Origin of the sequence: Pseudomonas sp. 44 R 15, from assembly GCF_900004965.1 — a bacterium.
GTDB classification, from domain to species: Bacteria; Pseudomonadota; Gammaproteobacteria; order Pseudomonadales; family Pseudomonadaceae; genus Aquipseudomonas; species Aquipseudomonas orientalis_A.
The window spans coordinates 1-22,632 of the sequence record NZ_CVTU01000040.1 but is presented as its reverse complement, the minus strand read 5'-3'; the positions used below and the strand labels follow the sequence as shown (position 1 = coordinate 22,632).

Genomic DNA, 22,632 nt, shown 5'->3' with positions numbered 1-22,632 from the left:
GCGGTCAAGACGAACAACTGATCTCCAAATGCTTGCCCCAATCCGGCGGCCGCTGCGCGTACTGCTCCATCCCCGCTTGTTCCTCAAACGGTTTGTTCAGCACTTCATGCAGCCGCCGCACTTCGCTGTAGTCCCCGGACTCGGCGGCGGCGATAGCGTTTTGGGCGAGGTAGTTGCGCAGGATGTACAGCGGGTTCACGGCATGCATGCGTTCGCGGCGCTGTGCCTCGCTGTCGTCCCCGTCCCTTGCGACACGGGCCTTGTACTGCTCGGCCCAGGCATCGAAACCGGCCAGGTCGACAAAGTCGTCACGCAAACGCGCCACGGCCAACGCCGCTGATTCATCGCCCAAACGCCGGAAGAACAGGGTGTAGTCCACGCCGCTGTTCTGCATCAGTTTGAGCAAGCGCTCCACCAGCTTCTGATCATCCTCTTCGGCGGTCGTCAGCCCCAACCGGCGACGCATCAGGTCCAGGTAGTGCGCCTGATACAGCGGAAGGTACAGGCCAAGTGCTTCCTTCAAGGCGTCAACGCTGATAAACGGCGTGAGCGCCTGGGCCAGCGCGCTGAGATTCCACTGCCCGATCGGCACCTGATTACTGAAGGAGTAACGCCCTTCATGATCGGAATGGTTGCAGATGAAGTGCGCGTCGAAGTCATCCAGAAACGCGAAGGGCCCGAAGTCGAAGGTGATGCCCAGGATCGACATGTTGTCGGTGTTCATCACGCCGTGGCAGAAACCATACGCCTGCCATTTGGCGATCATCTCGGCGTTGCGCTCAACGATCTCGCGGAACATCGCCAGATACGGCTCAGGCTGTTCGCGGCACTCGGGGTAATGCAGGTTCAATACGTGTTCAGCCAGCTCGGCCAACTGCTCGGGCTTCTGGGTGTAGTAGAAATATTCGAAGTGCCCGAAGCGGATATGGCTGGGGGCCAGGCGCAACACCATGGCCCCACGCTCCTGCTTCTCACGCCACACCGGCGTGCTGGAGCCGATCACGCACAAGGCGCGGCTGGTGGGGATGCCCAATGCATGCAGCGCTTCGGAGGCGAGGAATTCGCGGATCGAGGAGCGCAATACCGCGCGCCCGTCGCCCATGCGTGAGTAGGGCGTCATGCCGGCGCCCTTGAGGTGCAGGTCCCAATGCTCGCCGGCCTGGTTATACACCTCGCCCAGCAGCAACCCTCGGCCATCGCCCAGTTGCGGGGTGTAGCCGCCGAACTGGTGACCGGAATAGACCATCGCCCGCGGCTGCGCTTCGGCCCACAGCTTATGGCCGCCGAACAGTTCGGCAAACACGGGCGTTTCGGCCACGGCCGGGTCGAGGTCGAGCAGGGCCATGGCGGCGTCGCTCGCCACCACCAGGCGCGGCTCGTCCAGAGGCTCGGGCAGTACGTGGGTTGAGAACGCATCGCCCAGGCGTGCGAAGCGGTTGTCGAAGGTCAGTTCGTCGAGGGCTTTCACCGGGCATCTCCAGCAGGATGCCCCAGCATTTCGCTGGGGCTCAGTTCGTTAGTCGAGTTTGCTCGGCGGGGGTTCAGGCGCATCCTCGACCTTTGCGGCGGGCGGCTCGGGCGTATCTTGCTCTGGCGCGACGATGGTCTTGCGTTCGTCCTCCACCGGCACCAGTTTGTATTCCTGGCCGTGCATGTTCTTCAAGTACACCTCCATCTGTCGGAACGAGATGTTGATGTGCTGCTTCTTGAACTCACGGTTGATATAGCGGTTGACCTCGTCCAGCACCGGGTTGCGGTCGCCCAGGTCGCGCACGTGCATGCGCAGCTCGTGGTCCAGGGTGCTTTCGCCGAAGTTGAGGAAATACACATGGGGTTCCGGTTCCTTCAGTACCCGTGGGTTTTCCCTGGCGGCCTTGAGTAACAGCTCCTTCACCAGATCCAGGTCGGAGCCGTAGTCCACGCCCAGTTTCAGGGTCACTCGCGTGATGGTGTCGGTCAGCGACCAGTTGATCAGTTGCCCGGTAATGAAGGTCTTGTTCGGGACAATGATGTCCTTGCGGTCGAAGTCGGTGATGGTGGTGGCGCGGATGCGGATCTTGCTCACCGTGCCCGACAGGTTGCCGATGGTGATGGTGTCGCCGATGCGCACCGGGCGCTCGAACAGGATCATGATGCCGGAGATGAAGTTGGCGAAGATTTCCTGCATGCCGAAGCCCAGGCCGACCGACAACGCCGCCACCAGCCATTGCAACTTGTCCCAGCTCACGCCCAGGGTGGACAAGGTGGAGACGAAACCGACGCCGGCGATTACATAGGACAGTAATGTCGTGGTGGCATAGGCGCTGCCTTGCGCCAGTTCCAGCTTGGACAGCACCAGCACTTCGAGTAAACCGGGCAGGTTGCGCGCCAGGGCGAAGGTGATACCGATGATGATCAACGCGCCGAGCAAGTCGCCGATGCTGATGGGCACCATGCTGATATTCGCACCGGTGCCGCTGGTGTATTCGTACAGCGTAACGTTATCCAGGTAGGAAAATACTGAGATGAGGTCCGACCACACCCAGTACAGGGCTGCGATAAAGCCGCCGAGCAGAGCGAGGCGGATCAGGCGCAAGGATTGTTCGTTGACCTTTTCGATGTCCAGGGTCGGCTCTTCAACCACCGCTTCGCCTTCACCGGCTTCCTTGGCGGCCTGGCGTTTGGCCAGGGCGCGCGCATAGGCCAGGCGTCGGGCGGCCACGCTCAGCCAGCGTACGAAGGTGGCTTCGATCACCAGCCAGAACATCAGCAGGTACAAGGTGTTGATCAAGCGGTCGCTGAGCTTGAGCGCGGTGTAGTAGTAGCCGAAGCACACCGCAATAAACAGCGCAATCGGCAGGGCGGTGAACAGCAGGCCCACGGCTTTGCGAAACAGCGAGGCTTTTTCGTGGGTGGGGCTGTTGAGCAGCAGGCGACTGAGCAACCACGCCATCAGGGCGTAGCAGGTGAGGACCACGGCGATGCCCAGCACGTCTTCGGCGAGTGCCGCCGGTTGGTGCTCGGCGATGGCCACCACGGCCACCAGGGCCAGTACCACCAGCCCGAGCTTGCGCACCCAGCCCTGGAGGAATTCGACCTGGGGTTTTTCCCAGCGAAAGTGCAGCTCGGCCACGCCGCCGGGCGCGAGGATGCGGTAGGCGGTGTAGAACACCAGCCACGCCTGGGCGATCTGCAGCAGGGCCGAGCCCAGGTTGGCGTTCTGCCCACGGGCGTCGATCTGCAAGGCATAGCCGCACAGCGCCAGGCCCAGGGATACCGGCATCGCCAGCAGGATATTGATCAGGATCGCCTGCGGCGTGTGCCACTGGCTGTCGCGCTTGAAGTGACCGATGTCCAGGTGAACCTTGTTCAGGCGCTGATACAACGCCTTGCGCCGCCACAGCAGCGCGCCGATCAACAGCAGCAGCGGCAGGAACAGCAGCGGACGCTGGGTCAGGCCGTCATACAGCTCGCTGACGCTGGAGGCCCAGGGCAGGGTGGTGACTTGCTTGGTCAGGTGCGCCGGTACGGTTTCCAGCCACTCGGTGTCCAGCGGTTTGTTACTCGGAATCCAGAACATCTGCTCATCGAGCGTGGCGCGCAGGGTGGTGGCGGTGCTGAGCAGTTGTTTCTGGTTCAGTTGCAGGGTGATGGATTCGTTGAGCAGCGCGCTCAATTCACGGCTCAGGCGCTCCAGCAGGTCGCTGCGGGTGATCGCCAGTTCCAGCAGGGTGCGGCGCAATTGCGGGGTGACGTCGTCCGGCGGCTGGTTGGCCAGCAGGTTATCCACATAGGCGCTGGGAGAGCTGATCAGCTCGCGCTGCTGGTTGACCTCGAACTGGTACAGGCGAATGTTGGCGATGTCGTCGGCCAGGTCGCGGTCGACGGTCAAGCGCGGCAGCGCCTGTTTCTGTTTGTAGAGGATCTTGGACAGCAGCAGGCTGCCCTTGAGTACGTTGATCTGTTCGTCCAGCGCCGAATCGCTTTGGGTCACGGTGTCCAGTTGCTGCTTGGTCTGCAGGTTTTTCTGGGTCAGGTCGTTGAGGCGGTCGGTGCTTTTGAGCAGGTAGTCGGAGAGCTTCAGGTTGGCCGCGCTTTCCGTGGCCAGCAGGCTGCTGCCGCCGGCTTTCTGCGCTTCGATGGACTGTTGGGTCACCGTCTGCTGGGACTGGGCCAGGCGTTTCTGGTTGATCAGGGTTTGCAGGTCCTGGATTTCCTGCTCCAGGCGTGTGGTTTTTTCCTGGATCAGGTCGTGCTGGCTGTTGCCCAGGTCTTGCAATTGGCTGTTGCCGGCCAGTTCCTGGCGGCGCAGGGGAATCAGCGCATTCAGGGCGGCGAGTTCGGCGTTGAGCTGGTTGCGCTGGTCGGCGTTGAGGGCTTTGCCGTTGTCCTTGCCGGTCTTGAGGGTCGCATTGATTTGCTGGATGCGCGTCTGGCTGCTACTGATTTCGGTCTGGGCGCGCTCGGGCCGGGTCTGGGCGGCGATGGTCAGGCTGTTGGCGTCGGCCAGCTCTTTTTGCAGGTCGCCTTGCTGGGTACTGCGCTGCACCAGTAATTGCTCAAGCTGCGGCACGGGCAGGCTGGCGTAGCGTTGGGCCACCGGGACGATTTTGGTGGCCTTGAGCCGGGTCAGCTCGCGCTGGTTGTCGACCGTCTGGCGCGGCGCGTCCTCAAGTTGGCGTTTGAGGTCGGCCAGGCGCTGCTCGTAATCCTGCTTGTTGGCCAGGTACGTCAGGGTCTGTTGCAGGATGCCCTGCAATGCCTTCATGTCGGCGTCGGGCAGCTTGCGGTCGGGCAGCTTGTCCAGGGTTTGCTGGATAGCGTCGGCACTGGGCGGGTCGGCGGCGTGGACGGTGCCGACACAAAGGGTCAGGCCCAGCAGGGCAGTAGCGAGAAAAGTGCGCAGGATTGGCATAGAGACCGGTCGAGCAAGGTAAAGAATCGGGGCGTTGTCGCCCCGCAGTTTAGAGGAAGAGCCCGGGGCCCGGGCGACTTCCTTCGGGGAATCTGACGCCGACTTTGCCAATCTTGTTCCCGTCCATGACTGCGACGGTCCAGATGGTGTTGTTCCACTCCACCTGGTCGCCCACCACCGGCGCGCCGCCGACTTTCTGGGTGATGAAGCGGCTCAACGGCATGTCCGGGTCGATACCCTCCAGCTTGAGCCCGTACAGCGCCGACACCGCGCCCAGCTGGGCGTCGCCTTCAAGGACGAAGTCGCCGAAGAAGCGCAGGTCCAGGCCGCGTTGCGGTGCCTGGCTGAACAGTTTGCCCAGGGCCGGCAGGTTGTGTTCATGGCCGATGACGCAGAGCAAATCATCGACTTCCAATACTGTACTACCCGACGGATGGAGCAGTTGCTGGCCACGAAACAGCGCGGCGATCCGCGTGCCCTCGGGCATTTTCAGCTCGCGCAGGGCAGCGCCGATGCACCATTTTTCCGCGCCCAGGCGGTAGACGAACAGCTCCCACTCACTGGTGACGTGCACTTCCAGGGCGGCGCGGGAAATCGGCGCCGGGTCCGGCGGTACGGTGACTTTGAGCAACTTGGCCACCCACGGCAGGCTGGTGCCTTGCACCAGCAGCGACACCAGCACGATAAAGAATGCCAGGTTGAAGTACAGCTGCGCATGGGGCAGGCCGGCCATCAGCGGGAACACCGCGAGAATGATCGGCACCGCACCGCGCAGGCCGACCCAGGCGATAAAGGCTTTTTCGCGACTGTGGAAGGCCTTGAACGGCAGCAGGCCGACCATCACCGACAGCGGGCGCGCAAACAGGATCATCCACAGCGCCAGGCCCAGGGCGGGCAGGGCGATGGGCAGCAAGTCATGGGGCGTGACCAGCAGGCCCAGCACCAGGAACATGCCGATCTGCGCCAGCCAGGCCATGCCGTCGAGCATATGCAGGATGCCGTGGCGGCTGCGCACCGGACGGTTGCCGATCACCAGGCCGCACAGGTACACGGCGAGAAAACCGCTGCCGTGCAAGGCGTTGGTCAGGGCGAAGACGAACAGGCCGCCGGCGATCACCAGGATCGGGTACAGGCCGTTGGCCAGGTTGATGCGGTTGACCATTTGCAGCATCAGCCAGCCGCCGCCCAGGCCGACCAGGCCGCCGATGCCGAATTCGCGGATCAGGTGGGTCAGCAGGCTCCAATGCAGGCCGGTCTGGCCGCTGGCGAGCATGTCGATCAGGGTCACGGTGAGGAACACCGCCATGGGGTCGTTGCTGCCCGATTCGATTTCCAGGCTGGCGCTGACCCGTTCGTTCAGGCCCTTGCCGCCCAGCAGCGAGAACACTGCCGCAGCGTCCGTGGAGCCGACGATGGCGCCGATCAGCAAGCCCTGGATGATATTGAGGTCGAACAGCCAGGCCGCCGCCATGCCGGTGAGGCCGGTGGTGATCAGCACGCCCACTGTGGCCAGGGACAACGCCGGCCAGAGTGCCACACGGAAACTCGCCACCCGCGTGCGCAAACCGCCGTCGAGCAAGATCACGGCCAGAGCGAGGTTGCCCACCAGGTAGGCGGTCGGGTAGTTATCGAAGATGATGCCGCCGCCATCGACGCCGGCGATCATGCCCACGGCCAGGATGATCACCAGGATCGGGATGCCCAGGCGTGACGAAAGAGAACTCACCAGAATGCTCGCACTCACCAGCAACGCGCCGATCAAGAACAGGCTGTTGATGGTCGTCGCATTCAAAGGCAGTACTCCAGAGCAGGGAAGACAGGGCGCAAACTGACCATGCAGTCTGCGTGCCAGGGATTCTAACCTGTTGAATTGCTGCGCTGTCAAAAAGCTTTTTCTGATTCTTGCAAAACCAAATGTGGGAGGGGGGCAGGGCTTTTTGTAGGAGCGAGCTTGCTCGCGAAAAACTCACAGGCGCCGCGTTCAGTCAGGAAGCACGCGTTATCGTTGCCGTTTTTCGCGAGCAAGCTCGCTCCTACATTTTTAAGCCAGTGCCGTCAGTCAGAGACGGAAGCGCCCGACCATGCCATTCAAATCCACCGCCAGGCGCGACAGCTCGTTGCTCGCCGCGCTGGTCTGGCTGGCGCCGGTCGCCGATTGCACCGACAGGTCACGGATATTCACCAGGTTGCGGTCGACTTCCCGTGCGACCTGCGCCTGTTCCTCCGCCGCACTGGCGATCACCAGGTTGCGCTCGTTGATCTCGACAATTGCGGTGTTGATGGTGTCCAGCGACAGCCCCGCGCCCTTGGCGATGTTCAGCGTCGATTCGGCGCGCTCGGTACTGTTGCGCATCGAATCCACCGCGTGCTCGGTGCCGGCCTGGATGCTGCCGATCATGCGTTCGATCTCGCTGGTGGACTGCTGGGTACGATGGGCCAACGCGCGCACCTCATCCGCCACCACCGCAAAACCACGCCCGGCCTCACCGGCCCGCGCCGCTTCGATGGCCGCGTTGAGGGCCAGCAGGTTGGTCTGGTCGGCCAGGCCACGGATCACGTCCAGTACCTTGCCGATATCGCGCGATTCATTGGCCAGCTCACCGATCAAGGTCGCGGTGGCTTGTACGTCGCCGCTCATGCGTTCGATGGCGCTGACGGTTTCCTGCACAAGGTCACGCCCGTCGCCGGCGGAGGTGGTGGCGTTGCGCGAGGCTTCAGAGGTGCTCACGGCATTGCGTGCGACTTCCTCGACCGCGCTGGTCATCTCGTTGACGGCGGTGGCGGCCTGTTCGATTTCGTTGTTCTGCTGGGTCAGGCCGCGCGCGCTTTCGTCGGTGACGGCGTTGAGCTCTTCGGCGGCCGACGCCAGTTGCGTGGCCGAGCCGGCGATGCGTTGCAGGGTGTCGCGCAGTTTGTCCTGCATTTTGGCCATGGCGGCCAGCAAGCGCCCGGCTTCATCGTTGCCGTCGACCTTGATCGGGCGCGTGAGGTTGCCTTCGGCCACTTCTTCCGCCGCTTCCAGGGCCTGGGAGATTGGCACGGTGATGCTGCGGGTCAGCAGCCAGGCGAACAACAGGGTCAGCGCGGTGGCGATCACCAGCAGGCCCACGACCATGTTGAAGGCCAGGTTGTACTGGTCTTCGGCCTGCTGGTTGGTGTCCAGGGCCATGGCGTTATTGATTTCCAGCAGGCGGTTGAGTACCCCGTTGACCTGCTCGGAGTTGGTCAGCAGCTCGGTGTTGAGCAGGGCGCGCAATGCCTCGACCTGGTTGCCCTGCGAGAGGCTCTTCATACGCTCTTCGATCTGATGGTACTGAGCCAGCAATCGCACGTATTCGTTGTAGGTCGAACGTTCTTCGCTGGTCTCGATCAGCTTTTCATATACGCCTTGGGCGGTGCGGATCTGCTGGTTGCGCAGGTCGAAGGCTTCCAGGGTCTTTTGCTGCACGTCCGGCTCGCGGTTGGTGAGCAAGCGGTACGACAACACACGCAGGCGCAATGTCAGTTGGGTGAACTCGTCGAGGGCGCGGATGCTGGGTACGCTGGCCAGGGTGATGTCTTCGGTGGCCGCTCGGATCTTGCTCATCTGGTTCAGCGCGAACACGCCGAGAAACAACATCAAGGCGCCAATAAACGCGAAGCCGAGGAAGGCCCTCGGCGCGATATTCATATTACGAAGAGACATGCTGGAATCCTGGGGGGAGCGCGATCCGTGCGGCCATGAGGTGGTGTGTGCATCGCGTATCGGCCCTACGACTAAAGTCTTAAGGGACTGTGCGTTTTTGTCGCATCTGACCAGGGGTTTCAGCGATTCAGGAACCAGATTGGGTAATTGCAGTCACTAAGGCTCGAAAGTGCGGCCCGGGCCTTCGGAATCGGGCTGCGCGCCGGGGGATAACCCTGGCATCCGAGGTGAATTTTCTTTATCGTCACCGCCCTTTTAAAAGCTCGAGAAATCAAAATGTTAGAAGCATCCCTCAGCCAACTGGAACAACTGGTCAGCGACCTCGTACAGCAGAATCATGACCTGCTGGGCAGCAACGAATCCCTCAAGGCGGAGCTTGCCCGTGCCAGGGACGAAAACGACAGCCTGCAACTGAACCTGATGGAACAGGAAGAAAAACACGGTGCCACCGCCGCCCGTATCCAGGCACTGGTTGAGCGTGTAAGCGCAGGGCCTGTCAGCGCATGAACGAAGGGATAAAGGTCGTTTCGATTCTCGGAGAGGATTACTCGATCAAGGCACCGGCCGGGGAAGACCAGACCCTGATGCACGCCGTGACTATGCTCAAGGCCTCCCTGGCCACCACCAAGAAAAAGTACCCGACCCTGATCGGTGACAAACTATTGGTACTGGCCGCGCTGAACCTGTGCGCCGAGCAAATCGAAATGCAGCAGGCTCACCAACAGGAACTCGACCGTTACCAAGAGCAAGTCAGCGCCACGGTCGAGGTGATTTCCAAGGCGATCCAGCCCTAGAACCACGCATCCTGCATGCCCAGGCACGTATCGTCGCGTGCCTCCAGAATCGCCAGTTCATGATGGCAGCCTGGTACTTCCCAGGTCAGGAAGTACCGGGCGGCCTGGAGCTTGCCTTTATAGAAGGCCACATCGGCCGCGTTGCCCCTGGCCAGTCCTTCTTCGGCGCGAATCGCCTGTTCCAGCCAGCGCCAGCCAATCACCGTGTGTCCGAACACCTTCAGGTACAGCGCCGAGTTCGCCAGGCTGCTGTTGACCTTGCCCTGGGCGAGATCGCCCAGCAGGCCGAGGGTGACGCTTTGCAGGCGACTGACCAGGTGCTCCAGTGGTTGCCTCAGCGCGGTCAGCGATGGGTACTGCTGTGCCCGGGCGCCTGTCTCGGCGATCAGTCGAATCAATTGCTTGAGCCCGGCACCCCCGTTCTGTGCCAGTTTGCGCCCGAGCAAATCCAGTGACTGGATGCCATGGGTGCCTTCGTGGATCGGGTTCAAGCGGTTATCGCGGTAGTACTGCTCCACCGGGTATTCACGGGTATAGCCATGGCCGCCAAGAATCTGGATCGCCAGTTCGTTGGCCTTGAGGCAGAATTCCGACGGCCAGGATTTGACGATAGGGGTCAGCAGGTCCAGCAACTCGTGGGCCTGTTTGCGCGCGTCGTCGGTCGGCAGGGTGGTGGTGTCGTCGAACAGCCGCGCGGCATACAGGCCCAGGTCGAAGGCGCCTTCGACATAGGCTTTTTGTGTCAGCAGCATGCGCTTGATATCGGCGTGCTGGATGATCGGTACCGGCGCGGTGCCTGGGTCCTTGTTGTCCGGCAGGCGGCCTTGCGGACGTTCGCGGGCGTACTCCAGCGAGTAAAGGTAGCCCGCATAACCGAGCATCACCGCGCCCATGCCCACGCCAATGCGGGCTTCATTCATCATCTGGAACATGCAGCTCAGGCCCTGGTGCGGTTTGCCCACCAGGTAGCCGACACAGTTGCCGTTATCACCGAAATTAAGCGCTGTGGACGTGGTGCCGCGCCAGCCCATCTTGTGAAACAGCCCGGCCAGCAGCATGTCGTTGCGCTCGCCCAGGCTGCCGTCATCGTTGACCAGGAATTTGGGCACGATAAACAGCGAAATACCCTTCACCCCGGCCGGCGCGTCGGGCAGCTTGGCCAGCACCATGTGCACGATATTTTCCGACAGCGGGTGGTCGCCGCCGGAAATGAAGATCTTGTTGCCCTTCAGGCGATACGTGCCGTCCGCCGCAGGCTCTGCGCGTGTACGAATATCCGACAAAGACGACCCGGCATGCGGTTCGGTGAGGGCCATGGTGCCGAAGAAACGTCCGTCGATCATTGGCTGCAGGAAGCGTTTTTTCTGCTCCTCGGTGCCAAAACTTTCAATCAGGTTGGCGGCGCCCATAGTCAGGAACGGGTAGGACGTGGACGCGGCGTTGGCCGACTGGAAGTGCGCAAAGCAAGCCTGGGATAGCAATGTAGGCAGCTGCATGCCACCGGCTTCGAAACTGCGCGCGGCGTTGAGAAAACCGGCTTCAAGAAAGGCATCCACGGCCGGCTTTACTTCCGGAATCAGGATCGCCTTGCCGTCTTCATAGCGCGGTTCGTTTTCATCGTTCTTGCGGTTGTGCGGCGCGAAGTGCTTTTCGGCGATGTTGCGCGCCGTGCTGATGGCGGCATCGAAGGTTTCGCGATTGTGCTCGGCAAACCGCTCGCGCTGGGTCAGGCCCTCGGCATCGAGGACTTCGTACAGCTCGAAAGCCAGATTGCGGGAACTGAGCAGCGTCTCGGACATGGCGGATTACCTTTGAAGGAATTGGCCTGAGTCTAAGTGCGCGAATGGAGGGTGGATAGCAAGATTGATCTGGGTGATAGAGGGGCAAAACGCAGGCAGGGAATTGAAATGGGGCCAAATGTGGGAGGGGGCTTGCCCCCTCCCATATTTTTTACCGCGGTTAGCCTATGGTCATCAGGCTGGCGTTACCGCCTGCCGCAGCGGTGTTGACGCTCAATGCCCGCTCAATCACCAGGCGCTCCAGCGCAATCGCCGTTTCGCCCTGGGACAAACCATGCACGCCAACAATCGCACCGCCACGCTGCGCCACTTGCTGGCACACCGCGCGCAATTGGTCGGAATCACCGTGATGCAGGACCGCGTCAAACACCACGTCGTCCTTGGTCCAGTCGGCCACGCGCTTGATCTTCGTCTGAATATCTTTCGGCAGACGTGGGAACAAGGCCTTGGTCAGCTCGGTTTCCGGCCATACCGCCGAACCGCCTACCGCCAATACCGCGGCCAGTTGGGTCAGCAGGTCTCCTTCCACTTCGGCCAGGCACAGCACGTGTTCGCGCGGCAGGATCGCATAGCTGTTGCGCTCGCCGGTCGGGCCGGCCAGTTGACGGGTGATACCGCTTTGCGACTGTGCGGCAAATTGTGTGCACAGGGCGCTCAGTTCGCTGAACTTATGAGTGTCGGCCCAGGTTTTCAGCGCGGTCAGCGGTTGGCTCATGGCGTCGCGCAGGCGCAGGTCGGGTGCGGTCAAAGCATCGCCACGTACGAAGGATTGCTCGATCGCATCGGTAGGACGGGTCGACAACAGGCGGTACAGGTACAGCGGACCACCGGCTTTGGGGCCGGTACCCGACAGGCCTTCACCGCCGAACGGCTGCACGCCGACCACGGCGCCGACAATGTTGCGGTTGACGTAGACGTTACCGGCGTTGACGTTGTCGATCACCTTGGCGATGGTCTCGTCGATGCGGGTGTGCACGCCCAGGGTCAGGCCGTAGCCGGATGCGTTGATCTGGCCGATGAGCTGGTCGATCTCTTTACGCTTGTAGCGCACCACGTGCAGCACCGGACCGAAGATTTCCCGTTGCAGCTCGTCGAAGCTTTCCAGCTCGATCAGGGTCGGCATCACGAAGGTGCCACGCTTGATCTCGTCGCCATCGGCAATGGCCACCTGGTAAACGTTGCGGCCTTTGTCGCGCATGGCCTGGATGTGTTTCTCGATGCCGGCCTTGGCTTCGGCGTCGATCACCGGGCCGATATCCACCGACAGGCGCTCCGGGTTGCCCAGGCGGCATTCGGCCATGGCGCCCTTGAGCATTTCGATGACACGGTCTGCCGAATCTTCCTGCAGGCACAAGACGCGCAGGGCCGAGCAACGTTGGCCGGCGCTGTCGAAGGCCGACGACACCACGTCGATGACCACTTGTTCGGTGAGCGCCGACGAATCGACGATCATCGCGTTCTGGCCACCGGTTTCGGCGATCAGCGGAATCGGACGCCCCTGGGCATCCAGGCGCCCGGCCACACTGCGTTGCAGCAAGCGTGCAACCTCGGTGGAACCGGTGAACATCACACCTTTGACGCGCTCGTCACCGACCAGGCGGGCACCGACGCTTTCGCCCTGGCCCGGCAGCAATTGCAGCACGCCTTGCGGGATACCGGCTTCGAGCAGGATGCGCACAGCCTGGGCGGCGACCAGCGGGGTTTGTTCGGCAGGTTTGGCCAGGACTGGGTTGCCGGCGGCCAGCGCAGCGGCAACCTGGCCGCTGAAGATCGCCAGCGGGAAGTTCCACGGGCTGATACACACCACCGGGCCCAACGGGCGGTGGGCGTCGTTGGTGAAATCGTTGCGTGCCTGCACCGCGTAGTAGCGCAGGAAGTCCACGGCTTCGCGCACTTCAGCGATGGCGTTGGCGAAGGTCTTGCCGGCTTCGCGGGCCAGCAGGCCCATCAGTGGCTGGATTTCGCCTTCCATCAGGTCGGCGGCGCGTTCCAGGATCGCGGCGCGCTCGGCGGGCGGGGTAGCCTGCCAGATCGGTGCGGCGCTGATAGCGCACTGGATGGCATTGTCGACGTCTTCGACCGTGGCTTCCTGAACATGACCGACCACATCGCGCAGGTCGGACGGGTTCAGCACCGGCGCAGCCGGTTGTTCGCTGGCGGCGCAACCGAGCATCGGCGCGGCTTTCCAGTTGTTGTGGGCGGTGGCCAGCAGGGCGCAGGACAGCGATGCCAGGCGATGCTCGTTGGCAAGGTCGATACCGGCCGAGTTGGCGCGGTCGCGGCCATACAGGTCACGCGGCAGCGGGATACGCGGGTGCGGCAGGCCGAAGCCGCCTTCCAGGGTCGCCATCTGCTCGATGCTCGCCACTGGATCGGCCACCAGCTCCTGGATCGAGATGGATTGGTCGGCGATGCGGTTGACGAACGAAGTGTTCGCGCCGTTTTCCAGCAGGCGACGCACCAGATACGCCAGCAGTGTTTCGTGGGTACCGACCGGGGCGTACACGCGGCACGGACGGTTCAACTTGCCTTCGGAAACCTTGCCTACGACCTGTTCGTACAGCGGCTCACCCATGCCGTGCAGGCATTGGAACTCGTACTGGCCGGGGTAATAGTTCTGACCGGCAATGTGGTAGATGGCGGCCAGGGTGTGGGCGTTGTGCGTGGCGAACTGCGGGTAGATGACTTCCGGCACCGACAGCAGTTTGCGTGCGCAGGCAATGTAGGAAACGTCGGTGTACACCTTGCGCGTATACACCGGGTAGCCTTCCAGGCCTTCGACCTGGGCGCGCTTGATTTCGCTGTCCCAGTACGCGCCTTTGACCAGGCGGATCATCAGGCGGTGGCGGCTGCGGCGGGCCAGGTCGATCACATAGTCGATCACGTACGGGCAACGCTTCTGGTAGGCCTGGATCACGAAACCGATACCGTTCCAGCCGGTCAGTTGCGGCTCGAAGCACAGGCGCTCAAGCAGATCCAGGGACAACTCGAGGCGGTCGGCCTCTTCGGCGTCGATGTTCAGGCCGATGTCGTACTGTTTGGCCAGCAGGGTCAGCGACAACAGGCGCGGGTACAACTCGTCCATCACCCGCTCGTACTGCGCGCGGCTGTAACGCGGGTGCAGGGCGGAAAGCTTGATGGAGATGCCTGGGCCTTCATAGATCCCACGGCCGTGGGACGCCTTGCCGATGGAATGAATGGCTTGTTCGTACGAGGCCAGGTACTTCTGCGCATCGTGCTCGGTGAGCGCGGCTTCCCCGAGCATGTCGTAGGAGTAGCGAAAGCCCTTGGCTTCGAACTTGCTCGCATTGGCCAGGGCTTCGGCGATGGTTTCGCCGGTGACGAACTGCTCGCCCATCAGGCGCATGGCCATGTCGACGCCCTTGCGGATCATCGGCTCGCCGCTTTTGCCGATGATGCGGCTCAGGGACGAGGTCAGTCCTGCTTCGTTGTGGGTGGCGACCAGTTTGCCGGTCAACAGCAGGCCCCAGGTGGCGGCATTGACGAACAGCGACGGGCTGTTACCCAGGTGCGGGTGCCAGTTGCCGGTGCTGATCTTGTCGCGAATCAGTGCATCGCGAGTGCCCTTGTCCGGGATGCGCAGCAGCGCCTCGGCCAGGCACATCAGCGCCACGCCTTCCTGGGACGACAGGGAAAATTCCTGCAGCAGGCCCTGAACAATACCGGCACGGCCGCCGGCGCTCTTCTGGTTGCGCAGTTTCTCGGCAATCGTGGCGGCCAGCTTGTGGGTGGCTTCGGCCATGTCGGCCGGCAGACGGGCCTGTTCGATCAGCATCGGCACCACTTCCGGCTCGGGGCGACGGTAAGCGGCGGTGATCGAGGCGCGCAATACGGACTGCGGCAGGATGCTCTCGGCGAACTCAAGGAAGCACTGGTGCGCGTGGTCGGCCTGGACCTCGCCCGCATCATCGGCGTCCTTGTTGCTCAAGCCATTGAGCTCGTTCAGGGTTGCACCACCCTCGAGTTTCTCCAGGTAATTGAAAATTGCCTGTTTGATCAGCCAGTGCGGCGTGCGATCAATGGAGGACGCGGCGGCCTTGAGGCGTTCGCGGGTCGGGTCGTCGAGTTTGACCCCAAGGGTGGTCGTAGCCATATTCTTATCCTCATGGGTGCCACTACCGAGTGGCATCTGCTGGCGGCAAGATTAGCTTTGCCCATGGCGAGGTGCAACCGGGTGCAACCCTTTTTGTTGATGAAATTTACGACGATTGATCGGAAAAAATCCGGCCTTTGACCGAATCGGCTGCTTGTCGGTGCATTTGCTTCTGAGATTGAATGTTCTTGCTCCGAAAAGGAGCAAAAACACGGTGTTTGTGCGCAAAAGCGCGCAGGTGCAACTTATTCGCAAGAAACTGGTTGCACCTTATTTGCATTGTTGAATAGCATTCGCGCACCAAGGTGCAACCACCTCTACGGTTTGGTTCATCGGCTGGCGGCTTTCCTGGGGAAACGCCAGTCATAAATGCGCGGCATTCAGCATCGTTTATTCGGTTACTACCGGTAGCGGTCTGACAGACCGTCGCTACATAAAAACAAAGCCAGGGCGTCACTTCTATGAGCGTTAGCAATCCCACCCTGATCACGTTCGTGATCTATATCGCAGCAATGGTGCTGATCGGCCTGATGGCCTATCGCTCCACCAACAACCTTTCCGATTACATCCTTGGCGGTCGCAGCCTTGGCAGCGTGGTGACAGCCTTGTCCGCCGGTGCTTCCGATATGAGCGGCTGGTTGTTGATGGGCCTGCCGGGCGCGATCTACATGTCGGGCTTGTCGGAAAGCTGGATCGCCATCGGCCTGATCGTCGGTGCCTACCTCAATTGGCTGTTCGTGGCCGGTCGCCTGCGGGTGCAGACTGAACACAACGGCGACGCCCTGACCCTGCCGGATTACTTCTCCAGCCGCTTCGAAGATAAAAGCGGCCTGCTGCGGATCATTTCCGCCGTGGTGATCCTGGTGTTCTTCACCATTTACTGCGCCTCCGGCATCGTGGCCGGTGCGCGTCTGTTCGAAAGCACCTTCGGCATGTCCTACGAAACGGCGTTGTGGGCCGGTGCTGCGGCGACCATTGCCTACACCTTTATCGGCGGTTTCCTGGCGGTCAGTTGGACCGACACCGTGCAAGCCACGCTGATGATCTTCGCGTTGATCCTGACGCCGATCATCGTATTGCTGGCCACCGGCGGCGTGGACACCACCTTCCTGGCCATCGAAGCCCAGGACCCGACCAACTTCGACATGCTGAAAAACACCACCTTCATCGGCATCATCTCGCTGATGGGCTGGGGCCTGGGTTACTTCGGCCAGCCGCACATTCTCGCGCGGTTCATGGCGGCGGATTCGGTGAAGTCGATTGCCAACGCGCGCCGTATCTCCATGACCTGGATGATTCTGTGCCTGGGTGGCACGGTGGCAGTGGGCTTCTTCGGCATCGCTTACTTCTCGGCGCATCCTGAGGTGGCCGGTCCCGTGACCGAAAACCCTGAGCGCGTGTTTATCGAACTGGCCAAGATCCTGTTCAACCCATGGATTGCCGGTGTCCTGCTGTCGGCCATCCTCGCGGCCGTCATGAGCACCCTGAGCTGCCAGTTGCTGGTGTGCTCCAGCGCCCTGACCGAAGATTTCTACAAGGCCTTCCTGCGCAAGGGCGCGTCCCAGCTTGAACTGGTATGGGTCGGTCGGATCATGGTGCTGGTGGTTGCCTTGATCGCCATCGCCATGGCCGCCAACCCGGAAAACCGCGTACTGGGCCTGGTCAGCTACGCCTGGGCCGGTTTCGGCGCTGCCTTCGGTCCTGTGGTGCTGATCTCGGTCATCTGGAAACACATGACCCGCAACGGCGCACTGGCCGGCATCCTGGTGGGTGCGATCACCGTGATCGTGTGGAAACACTTCGAGTTGCTCGGCCTGTACGAAATCATCCCAGGCTTCATCTTCGCCAGCCTGGCGATCTACTTCGTGAGCAAGATGGGTGCACCGACTGCCGGTATGGTCGAGCGCTTTGATGCGGCGGAAAAAGATTACAACCTCAACAAGTAATACCGCTGGGCGTTGATCGCCCGGTCATCGAAAAGAAGGCCTGCGTCCGACGGATGCGGGCCTTTTTTTGCCTGAGCGATCGGGCCTTGAGGATTCCGGCATCGCCGATGTAGGACCTTACTTATTTTCCGGAGCAGTGCGCGACTCGGTAAACGGCTGTTGCAGAATCGCTCACTCACCCTTCGCAGAGAAACACCGGATGTTCGCTCCTGCCAATCAAAGTGCCTTTAATCTGACCCTGGATGGGGAGCCTTGTGATCTCAAGGTTCATGGATTCATGGGCGATGAATTTATCAGCCTGCCCTTTCGCTTTGACCTTGAGTTGGTCAGCGAACAACCCGACCTTGACCTCGATAGCCTTCTGCACCGCCAGGCATTCCTGGGGTTCGACGCCCACGGCCATGGCATTCATGGCCAGGTTTACCGCGTCGCGCAAGGCGATTCGGGCAAGCGCCTGACCCGTTACCAGATCACCCTGGTACCGCAGTTGGCGTATCTGGAACACAGCACTCACCAACGGATATTTCAGCAAAAAACCGTGCCGCAGATCATTGCGCGGGTGCTGGAGGCTCAGGAGATCCAGGCCGATACCTTCGTGTTTCGCCTGAGCGGTCAATATCCCGAGCGCGAATACTGTGTTCAGTTCGACGAAACCGATTTGCAGTTCATCCAGCGCTTGTGCGTTGAGTCGGGCATTCACTACCACTTTCAGCACAGTCCCGAGCGCCACTTGCTGGTGTTTGGCGATGACCAGAGTGTGTTCAGGCAGCCGGACCAGGAAACGTCCTACTTGGCCGGTTCCGGGATGGTGGCCGGGGCCCCCGCGATCAAGCGCTTTATGTTGCGTCTCGAAACCCGCACGGCTGGTGTGAACCTGCGGGCCTACGACTTCAAAAAGCCCAGCCTGGTATTGGAAGGCACGGCCTCCAGCGGGCAACGCCCGACCCTCGACGAACAGCGCTACCCCGGTGACTTTACGGACCGAGCGCACGGCAAGTACCTGGCGCAACGTGTGTTGGAGCGTCATCGCAGTGACTTTCGCCAGGCCAGCGGTATCAGCGACCAGCCGGCCCTGGTCACCGGGCAGTTTCTGAAGATGGCCGACCACCCGCGTCAGGAGTGGAATGATCTGTGGCTGGTCACCCGGTTGCACCACACCGGGCAGCAGCCGCAAGTATTGGAGGAGTCTGCGCCTGAGGACGTGCCCGCAGGCTACAGCAACGAATTTGTCGTCACGCCTTGGGATGTGCCGTTCCGAACACCTTTGATCATGCCCCGGCCGCAGCTGTCGGGCTACCACAACGCGGTGGTCACCGGGCCTGTCGGCAGTGAGGTGCACTGCGATGAATACGGTCGGGTCAAAGTGCAGATGGCCTGGGATCGCGACGGGGAACACAACGAACACTCCAGTTGCTGGCTGCGCGTGGCGAGCGGCTGGGCCCATGACCGTTACGGGGCGGTGCTGACCCCGCGCGTCGGCATGGAAGTGCTGGTGGGCTTCGTTGATGGCGACGTGGACATGCCGCTGGTGATGGGCTGCCTGCCCAACGCGGCGAATCGTTTGCCCCTCGATCTGCCGGCGGACAAGACCCGCAGTATCTTTCGCAGCCAGAGCAGCCCCGGTGGTGGCGGCTACAACGAACTGCGCATCGAGGACCGCAAGGGCGCCGAGGAAATTTACCTGCGCGCCCAGCGCGACTGGACCCAGCACGTGTTGCATGACCAGCAGGTGCAGGTCGATAACCAGCGCCGGGTTACGGTGGGCGGCGAGTCGCACCATGAGTTGCAGGGCGAAGAGCAACGCATCACCCACGGCAATCGCCTGACTGAACTCAAGCAGGATGACCACCTGAGGGTCGGCGGTTCGCAGCACATTCGCGCCGGTCGTACCCTTCAATTGGGGGCAGGGCAGAGCATCGTCATCGATGCGGGGGCCAGCGTTACGATTCAGGCGGGAGGGCAGTCGATCACGCTGTCGGCGGGCGGCATCTTCAGCAGTGTGCCCATCCAGCCTGGCGGGGCGCCTGCCGCAACGATGGCGCCGTTGACGCCTGGTTTGAAGGAGGCGCTGCAGGCGGTTATCCCGCTGCCCCTGAGCCCTGTGCAAGTGGCCACCCTCAAGCGCAGCGCGCCGTTTTGCGAGGAATGCGAGCGTTGCCGTGCCGGGCAGTGCGATATCAGCGGGCATGCACGGAGTGTTTCCTGATGCGCACACCCATGGACCCCCGCAGCTGGCTGGCGCAGTGCCCTTTGCTTGCCGATGAGCGAATTTATGCCGTACTCGGCAATGCCAGCGACGCCAGGCCGCTCGCTGCCTGGCAAGCCACAGCGGCGGGGCCGCTGCCCCAAGCGATCTGGGCAGGCACGGCCTACGCCCAGTGGGAGGCGGTGATGCCTTACGTGGGCATCGTCGAGCCGGGCAGCGCGTTTCTCGATTGGGTAGCCGCCGCGCCAGCCGACGATTGGGGGTGGCTGGCGGTATCTTCCAGCCCATTGGAAAGCGTGGTCGCCCACCTGCAAGGCTTGAGCAAGGTATTCCTGCCCAATGACCAGGCGGTGTTTTTCCGCTTCTGGGATGGCGCCCGATTTGAGCCGATGTGGCAGCACCTGGATGACCAGGCAGGCGCGGTCTTGCCGGTGTTTGGGCGTTACCTGATCAATGGCCGCCCGCTGACGGTGGCAACTGGGCCGGTCACGCCAGCTCAAGCGTGCCCGTGGTGGCGAGTGCCTGCGTCGTTGCTCAGGCACCTGGAGGAACAGTCGCCGGGCGTGCTGGTCGACAACCTGCTGCAATGGCTGCAAGAGCAGCGTCCTGATGTGTATGCCGCCTTCACGCCGGCCACCTTGCAGCACAAACTGGGCTGGTTCGTGCGCAGGCGCGGGGCCAGCCATGCCGCGCTGGTCGATTACCTCCAGTCGCAGTTGAGTTAGACAAAGATGCCACCCGCCATGCGGCCCTGCACCTTTGCGCCGGTAGAAGGTAAACTTCGCCCCCTGCGCAGGAGCAACCATGAATTATCGTCACGCCTTTCACGCCGGCAACCACGCCGATGTCTTCAAACACCTGACCTTGACCCGCCTCATCGCCCTGATGTCGCGCAAGGAGCAGCCGTTCGCCTACCTCGATACCCACGCCGGCATTGGCCTGTACGACCTGCAGGGTGACCAGGCCAACCGCACCGGTGAATACCTGGAAGGCATCGCCCGCCTGTGGGGCGCCAACGACCTGCCGCCGCTCACCGCCGATTACATGCGCGTGCTGCACGAGATGAACCCGGATGGCCAGTTGCGCTACTACCCGGGCTCGCCGGAGCTGGCGCGGCGCCTGACGCGCCCCCAGGACCGTGTGCTGCTCAACGAAAAACACCCGGAAGACGGCGTGCTGCTCAAGGACAACATGAAGGGTGATCGCCGGGTCAAAGTGCACCTGGGCGAAGGCTGGCATGTGCCGCGCGCCTTGTTGCCAGTACCGGAAAAACGCGCGCTGATGCTGATCGACCCACCGTTCGAAAAACTCGACGAAATGCAGCGCTGCGCGGCGTCCCTCAAGGAAGCCGTGAGCCGCATGCGCCAGACCGTCGCAGCGATCTGGTACCCGGTGAAGGACCCGCGCATGCTGCGCCGCTTTTATCAGGACCTGGCCGGCACCGGCGCGCCGAAACTGTTGCGCGTGGAGCTGTTGGTGCACCCGCTGGACACGCCCAACACCCTGACCGGCTCAGGCCTGGCGATTGCCAACCCGCCGTGGGGGCTGGAAGAGGAATTGCGTGAACTGCTGCCATGGCTGTCCAAGAAGCTTGGCCAGACCCAAGGTGGATGGCAGATGGATTGGCTTATCGCTGAGTAACTAATCTCAATACAAACGCAGAACCCAATGTGGGAGGGGGCTTGCCCCCGATTGCTGGGTGTCAGTCATTACATCAGTAACTGACACTCCGCTATCGGGGGCAAGCCCCCTCCCACATTTTTAATCTGTGTTGTGCTTTAGATCGGGCAGGTCGCGCCGGTGCCGCTGATCCATGGATTGGCTTCTCGCTGGGTAACCGGCTCTGAAGCCAAGCAAGGACCCAATGTGGGAGGGGGCTTGCCCCCGATTGCGGGGTGTCAGTCATTACATCTGTAACTGACACTCCGCTATCGGGGGCAAGCTGAACTGGCCTAATGCTCCCGGACACCTCTTAAGGGCGATATGATTCGCCCAATCAGGAGGTTTCATGCAAGAGCGAAAGACCTACACCCGCGAGTTCAAGCAACGTGCTGTAAGCATGGTACTTGATGATAACTGCTCAGTTCCTGACGTCTGTGCGTCGATGGAGGTTGGCCCCACGGCTCTGCGCCGTTGGATTGAGCAGGTTCGCAAAGAGCGTCAGAAAGGGCAGCCAGTGGCAGGTACTAAGGCAATCAGCGATGAACAGCGAGAGCTTCAACAGCTGCGAGCCAAGGTCAAGCGCCTGGAGACCGAGGCTGAAATCTTAAAAAAGGCTACGGCTCTCTTGATGTCGGATCCCGATCGTTTTTCCTGATCGAGGAGCTGAGAGAGTCGAGTTCGTATCCGATCTGCCTGCTTTGCAGTGCGCTGGGCGTTTCCCGCAGCGCGTTTTATGACTGGCTTAAGCGTCGCTCAGTGCCGAATACCAAGCGTGACGCGCTCAGAGCAAAAGTTGCGCAATTGCATGACGAAAGCCGGGGAAGTGCAGGCGCGCGGATGATCTCTCAGCACTTGAAAGCCCAGCAGATCAAGGTGGGACGGCATCTGGCCGGAAAACTCATGGCGGAGGCAAATCTGGCCAGCAGACAGCGCCGCCGCCATCAGTATCGCTCTAGAGGCGTCGAAGCATTTGTGGCCAAGAATCTGCTCGAGCGTAACTTCGAGCCAACCGCAATCAATCAGGCCTGGTGCGGCGACGTTACCAGCCTGATGGTTGGTAAACGTTGGTATCACTTGGCAGCGGTCATTGATCTGTTCGCCCGCCGAATCGTTGGCTGGGCGTTTTCCCTGATCAACGACGCCAACCTGGTTAGCAAGGCGCTGAGAATGGCGGTGGAGGTTCGAGGCAAACATGCAGGCTTGATGTTTCATTCGGATCAAGGCAGCCAATACACCAGCCAGCTCTTTCAGTCCGAGCTGCTGGAGCATGGAATAACGCAAAGCATGAGCCGCAGAGGGCAATGCTGGGACAACGCGCCAACAGAGCGTTTCTTCGGGACGCTTAAATCAGAGTGGGTGCCCAATAAGGGCTACACCACAGTTGAAGAAGCCAGGCGGGATATGACCAGCTTCTTCATGCGATACAACCGAATCAGGCTCCACAGCTACAACAACTACCTGTCGCCAATAGCCATGGAGCAAAAAGCGGCATAAACACCGTAATCGGTGTCCGGGATTACTTGACCAGTTCA

At 61.6% G+C, this 22,632-nt stretch carries 14 protein-coding genes and 1 pseudogene; 8 read left to right on the top strand and 7 right to left on the bottom strand.

All coding sequences use genetic code 11. The annotated features are described in order from the left end of the window. Positions 1-4: 4 nt before the first annotated feature. The 5 genes and pseudogenes from selO to BFP93_RS29580 all read right to left on the bottom strand — a co-directional run. Complete coding sequence (selO, locus tag BFP93_RS04050; protein ID WP_065892059.1) at positions 5-1,468, bottom strand: protein adenylyltransferase SelO; 1,464 nt, start codon at positions 1,466-1,468, stop codon at positions 5-7. A 48-nt stretch (positions 1,469-1,516) separates the two neighbouring features. After that, on the bottom strand, positions 1,517-4,894 hold the full coding sequence (gene mscK / locus BFP93_RS04045; protein WP_065892054.1) for a mechanosensitive channel MscK: 3,378 nt from the start codon (positions 4,892-4,894) through the stop codon (positions 1,517-1,519). 49 nt (positions 4,895-4,943) lie between these two features. Next, positions 4,944-6,686 (bottom strand): potassium/proton antiporter, encoded by a 1,743-nt coding sequence (locus BFP93_RS04040; protein WP_065886587.1) that lies wholly within the window; start codon positions 6,684-6,686, stop codon positions 4,944-4,946. A 267-nt stretch (positions 6,687-6,953) separates the two neighbouring features. Continuing rightward, entirely contained in the window at positions 6,954-7,817 is an 864-nt protein-coding gene (locus BFP93_RS29585; RefSeq protein ID WP_370671698.1) for a methyl-accepting chemotaxis protein, read from the bottom strand. Then, positions 7,809-8,564, bottom strand: a pseudogene (locus tag BFP93_RS29580) (MCP four helix bundle domain-containing protein); the annotation flags it as partial. The gene BFP93_RS29585 and the pseudogene BFP93_RS29580, both read right to left, overlap by 9 nt. Before the next feature lie 291 nt (positions 8,565-8,855). On the opposite strand from BFP93_RS29580, the gene BFP93_RS04030 reads away from it, so the two are divergent. Next, positions 8,856-9,086, top strand: a complete 231-nt coding sequence (locus BFP93_RS04030; protein WP_065892051.1) for a hypothetical protein — start codon at positions 8,856-8,858, stop codon at positions 9,084-9,086. Next, positions 9,083-9,373: a cell division protein ZapA gene (locus tag BFP93_RS04025; protein ID WP_057724383.1), complete on the top strand. Its 291-nt coding sequence runs from the start codon at positions 9,083-9,085 to the stop codon at positions 9,371-9,373. Before BFP93_RS04030 ends, BFP93_RS04025 begins: the two co-directional genes overlap by 4 nt. Here the strand turns inward: BFP93_RS04025 and BFP93_RS04020 are convergent. Both BFP93_RS04020 and putA read right to left on the bottom strand, forming a co-directional pair. Beyond that, positions 9,370-11,172, bottom strand: a complete 1,803-nt coding sequence (locus BFP93_RS04020; protein ID WP_065892049.1) for an acyl-CoA dehydrogenase — start codon at positions 11,170-11,172, stop codon at positions 9,370-9,372. The two genes, BFP93_RS04025 and BFP93_RS04020, sit on opposite strands and share 4 nt — an antisense overlap. A 160-nt stretch (positions 11,173-11,332) precedes the next feature. Then, on the bottom strand, positions 11,333-15,286 hold the full coding sequence (gene putA, locus BFP93_RS04015) for a trifunctional transcriptional regulator/proline dehydrogenase/L-glutamate gamma-semialdehyde dehydrogenase (protein WP_065892047.1): 3,954 nt from the start codon (positions 15,284-15,286) through the stop codon (positions 11,333-11,335). Positions 15,287-15,747: 461 nt separating this feature from the next. Here putA and putP point away from each other — a divergent pair, with 461 nt between their 5' ends. The 6 genes from putP (at position 15,748) to BFP93_RS03985 (ending at position 22,594) form a co-directional block, all read left to right on the top strand. Continuing rightward, positions 15,748-17,232 carry a sodium/proline symporter PutP gene (gene putP / locus BFP93_RS04010; protein ID WP_065892045.1) on the top strand — a complete coding sequence of 495 codons (1,485 nt, stop codon included), beginning with the start codon at positions 15,748-15,750 and terminating at the stop codon, positions 17,230-17,232. Between the two features lie 199 nt (positions 17,233-17,431). Beyond that, positions 17,432-19,438 (top strand): type VI secretion system Vgr family protein, encoded by a 2,007-nt coding sequence (locus BFP93_RS04005; protein WP_065892043.1) that lies wholly within the window; start codon positions 17,432-17,434, stop codon positions 19,436-19,438. Further along, positions 19,438-20,163, top strand: a complete 726-nt coding sequence (locus BFP93_RS04000; RefSeq protein WP_065892041.1) for a DUF4123 domain-containing protein — start codon at positions 19,438-19,440, stop codon at positions 20,161-20,163. Before BFP93_RS04005 ends, BFP93_RS04000 begins: the two co-directional genes overlap by 1 nt. A gap of 79 nt (positions 20,164-20,242) precedes the next feature. Continuing rightward, complete coding sequence (locus BFP93_RS03995) at positions 20,243-21,079, top strand: 23S rRNA (adenine(2030)-N(6))-methyltransferase RlmJ (protein ID WP_065886580.1); 837 nt, start codon at positions 20,243-20,245, stop codon at positions 21,077-21,079. A gap of 367 nt (positions 21,080-21,446) precedes the next feature. Further along, the gene (locus BFP93_RS29100; protein ID WP_065883309.1) at positions 21,447-21,755 is read left to right on the top strand and encodes a transposase; all 309 of its coding nucleotides are present in this window, start codon (positions 21,447-21,449) and stop codon (positions 21,753-21,755) included. After that, positions 21,752-22,594 carry an IS3 family transposase gene (locus tag BFP93_RS03985; RefSeq protein WP_065891840.1) on the top strand — a complete coding sequence of 281 codons (843 nt, stop codon included), beginning with the start codon at positions 21,752-21,754 and terminating at the stop codon, positions 22,592-22,594. Before BFP93_RS29100 ends, BFP93_RS03985 begins: the two co-directional genes overlap by 4 nt. Positions 22,595-22,632 lie beyond the last annotated feature (38 nt).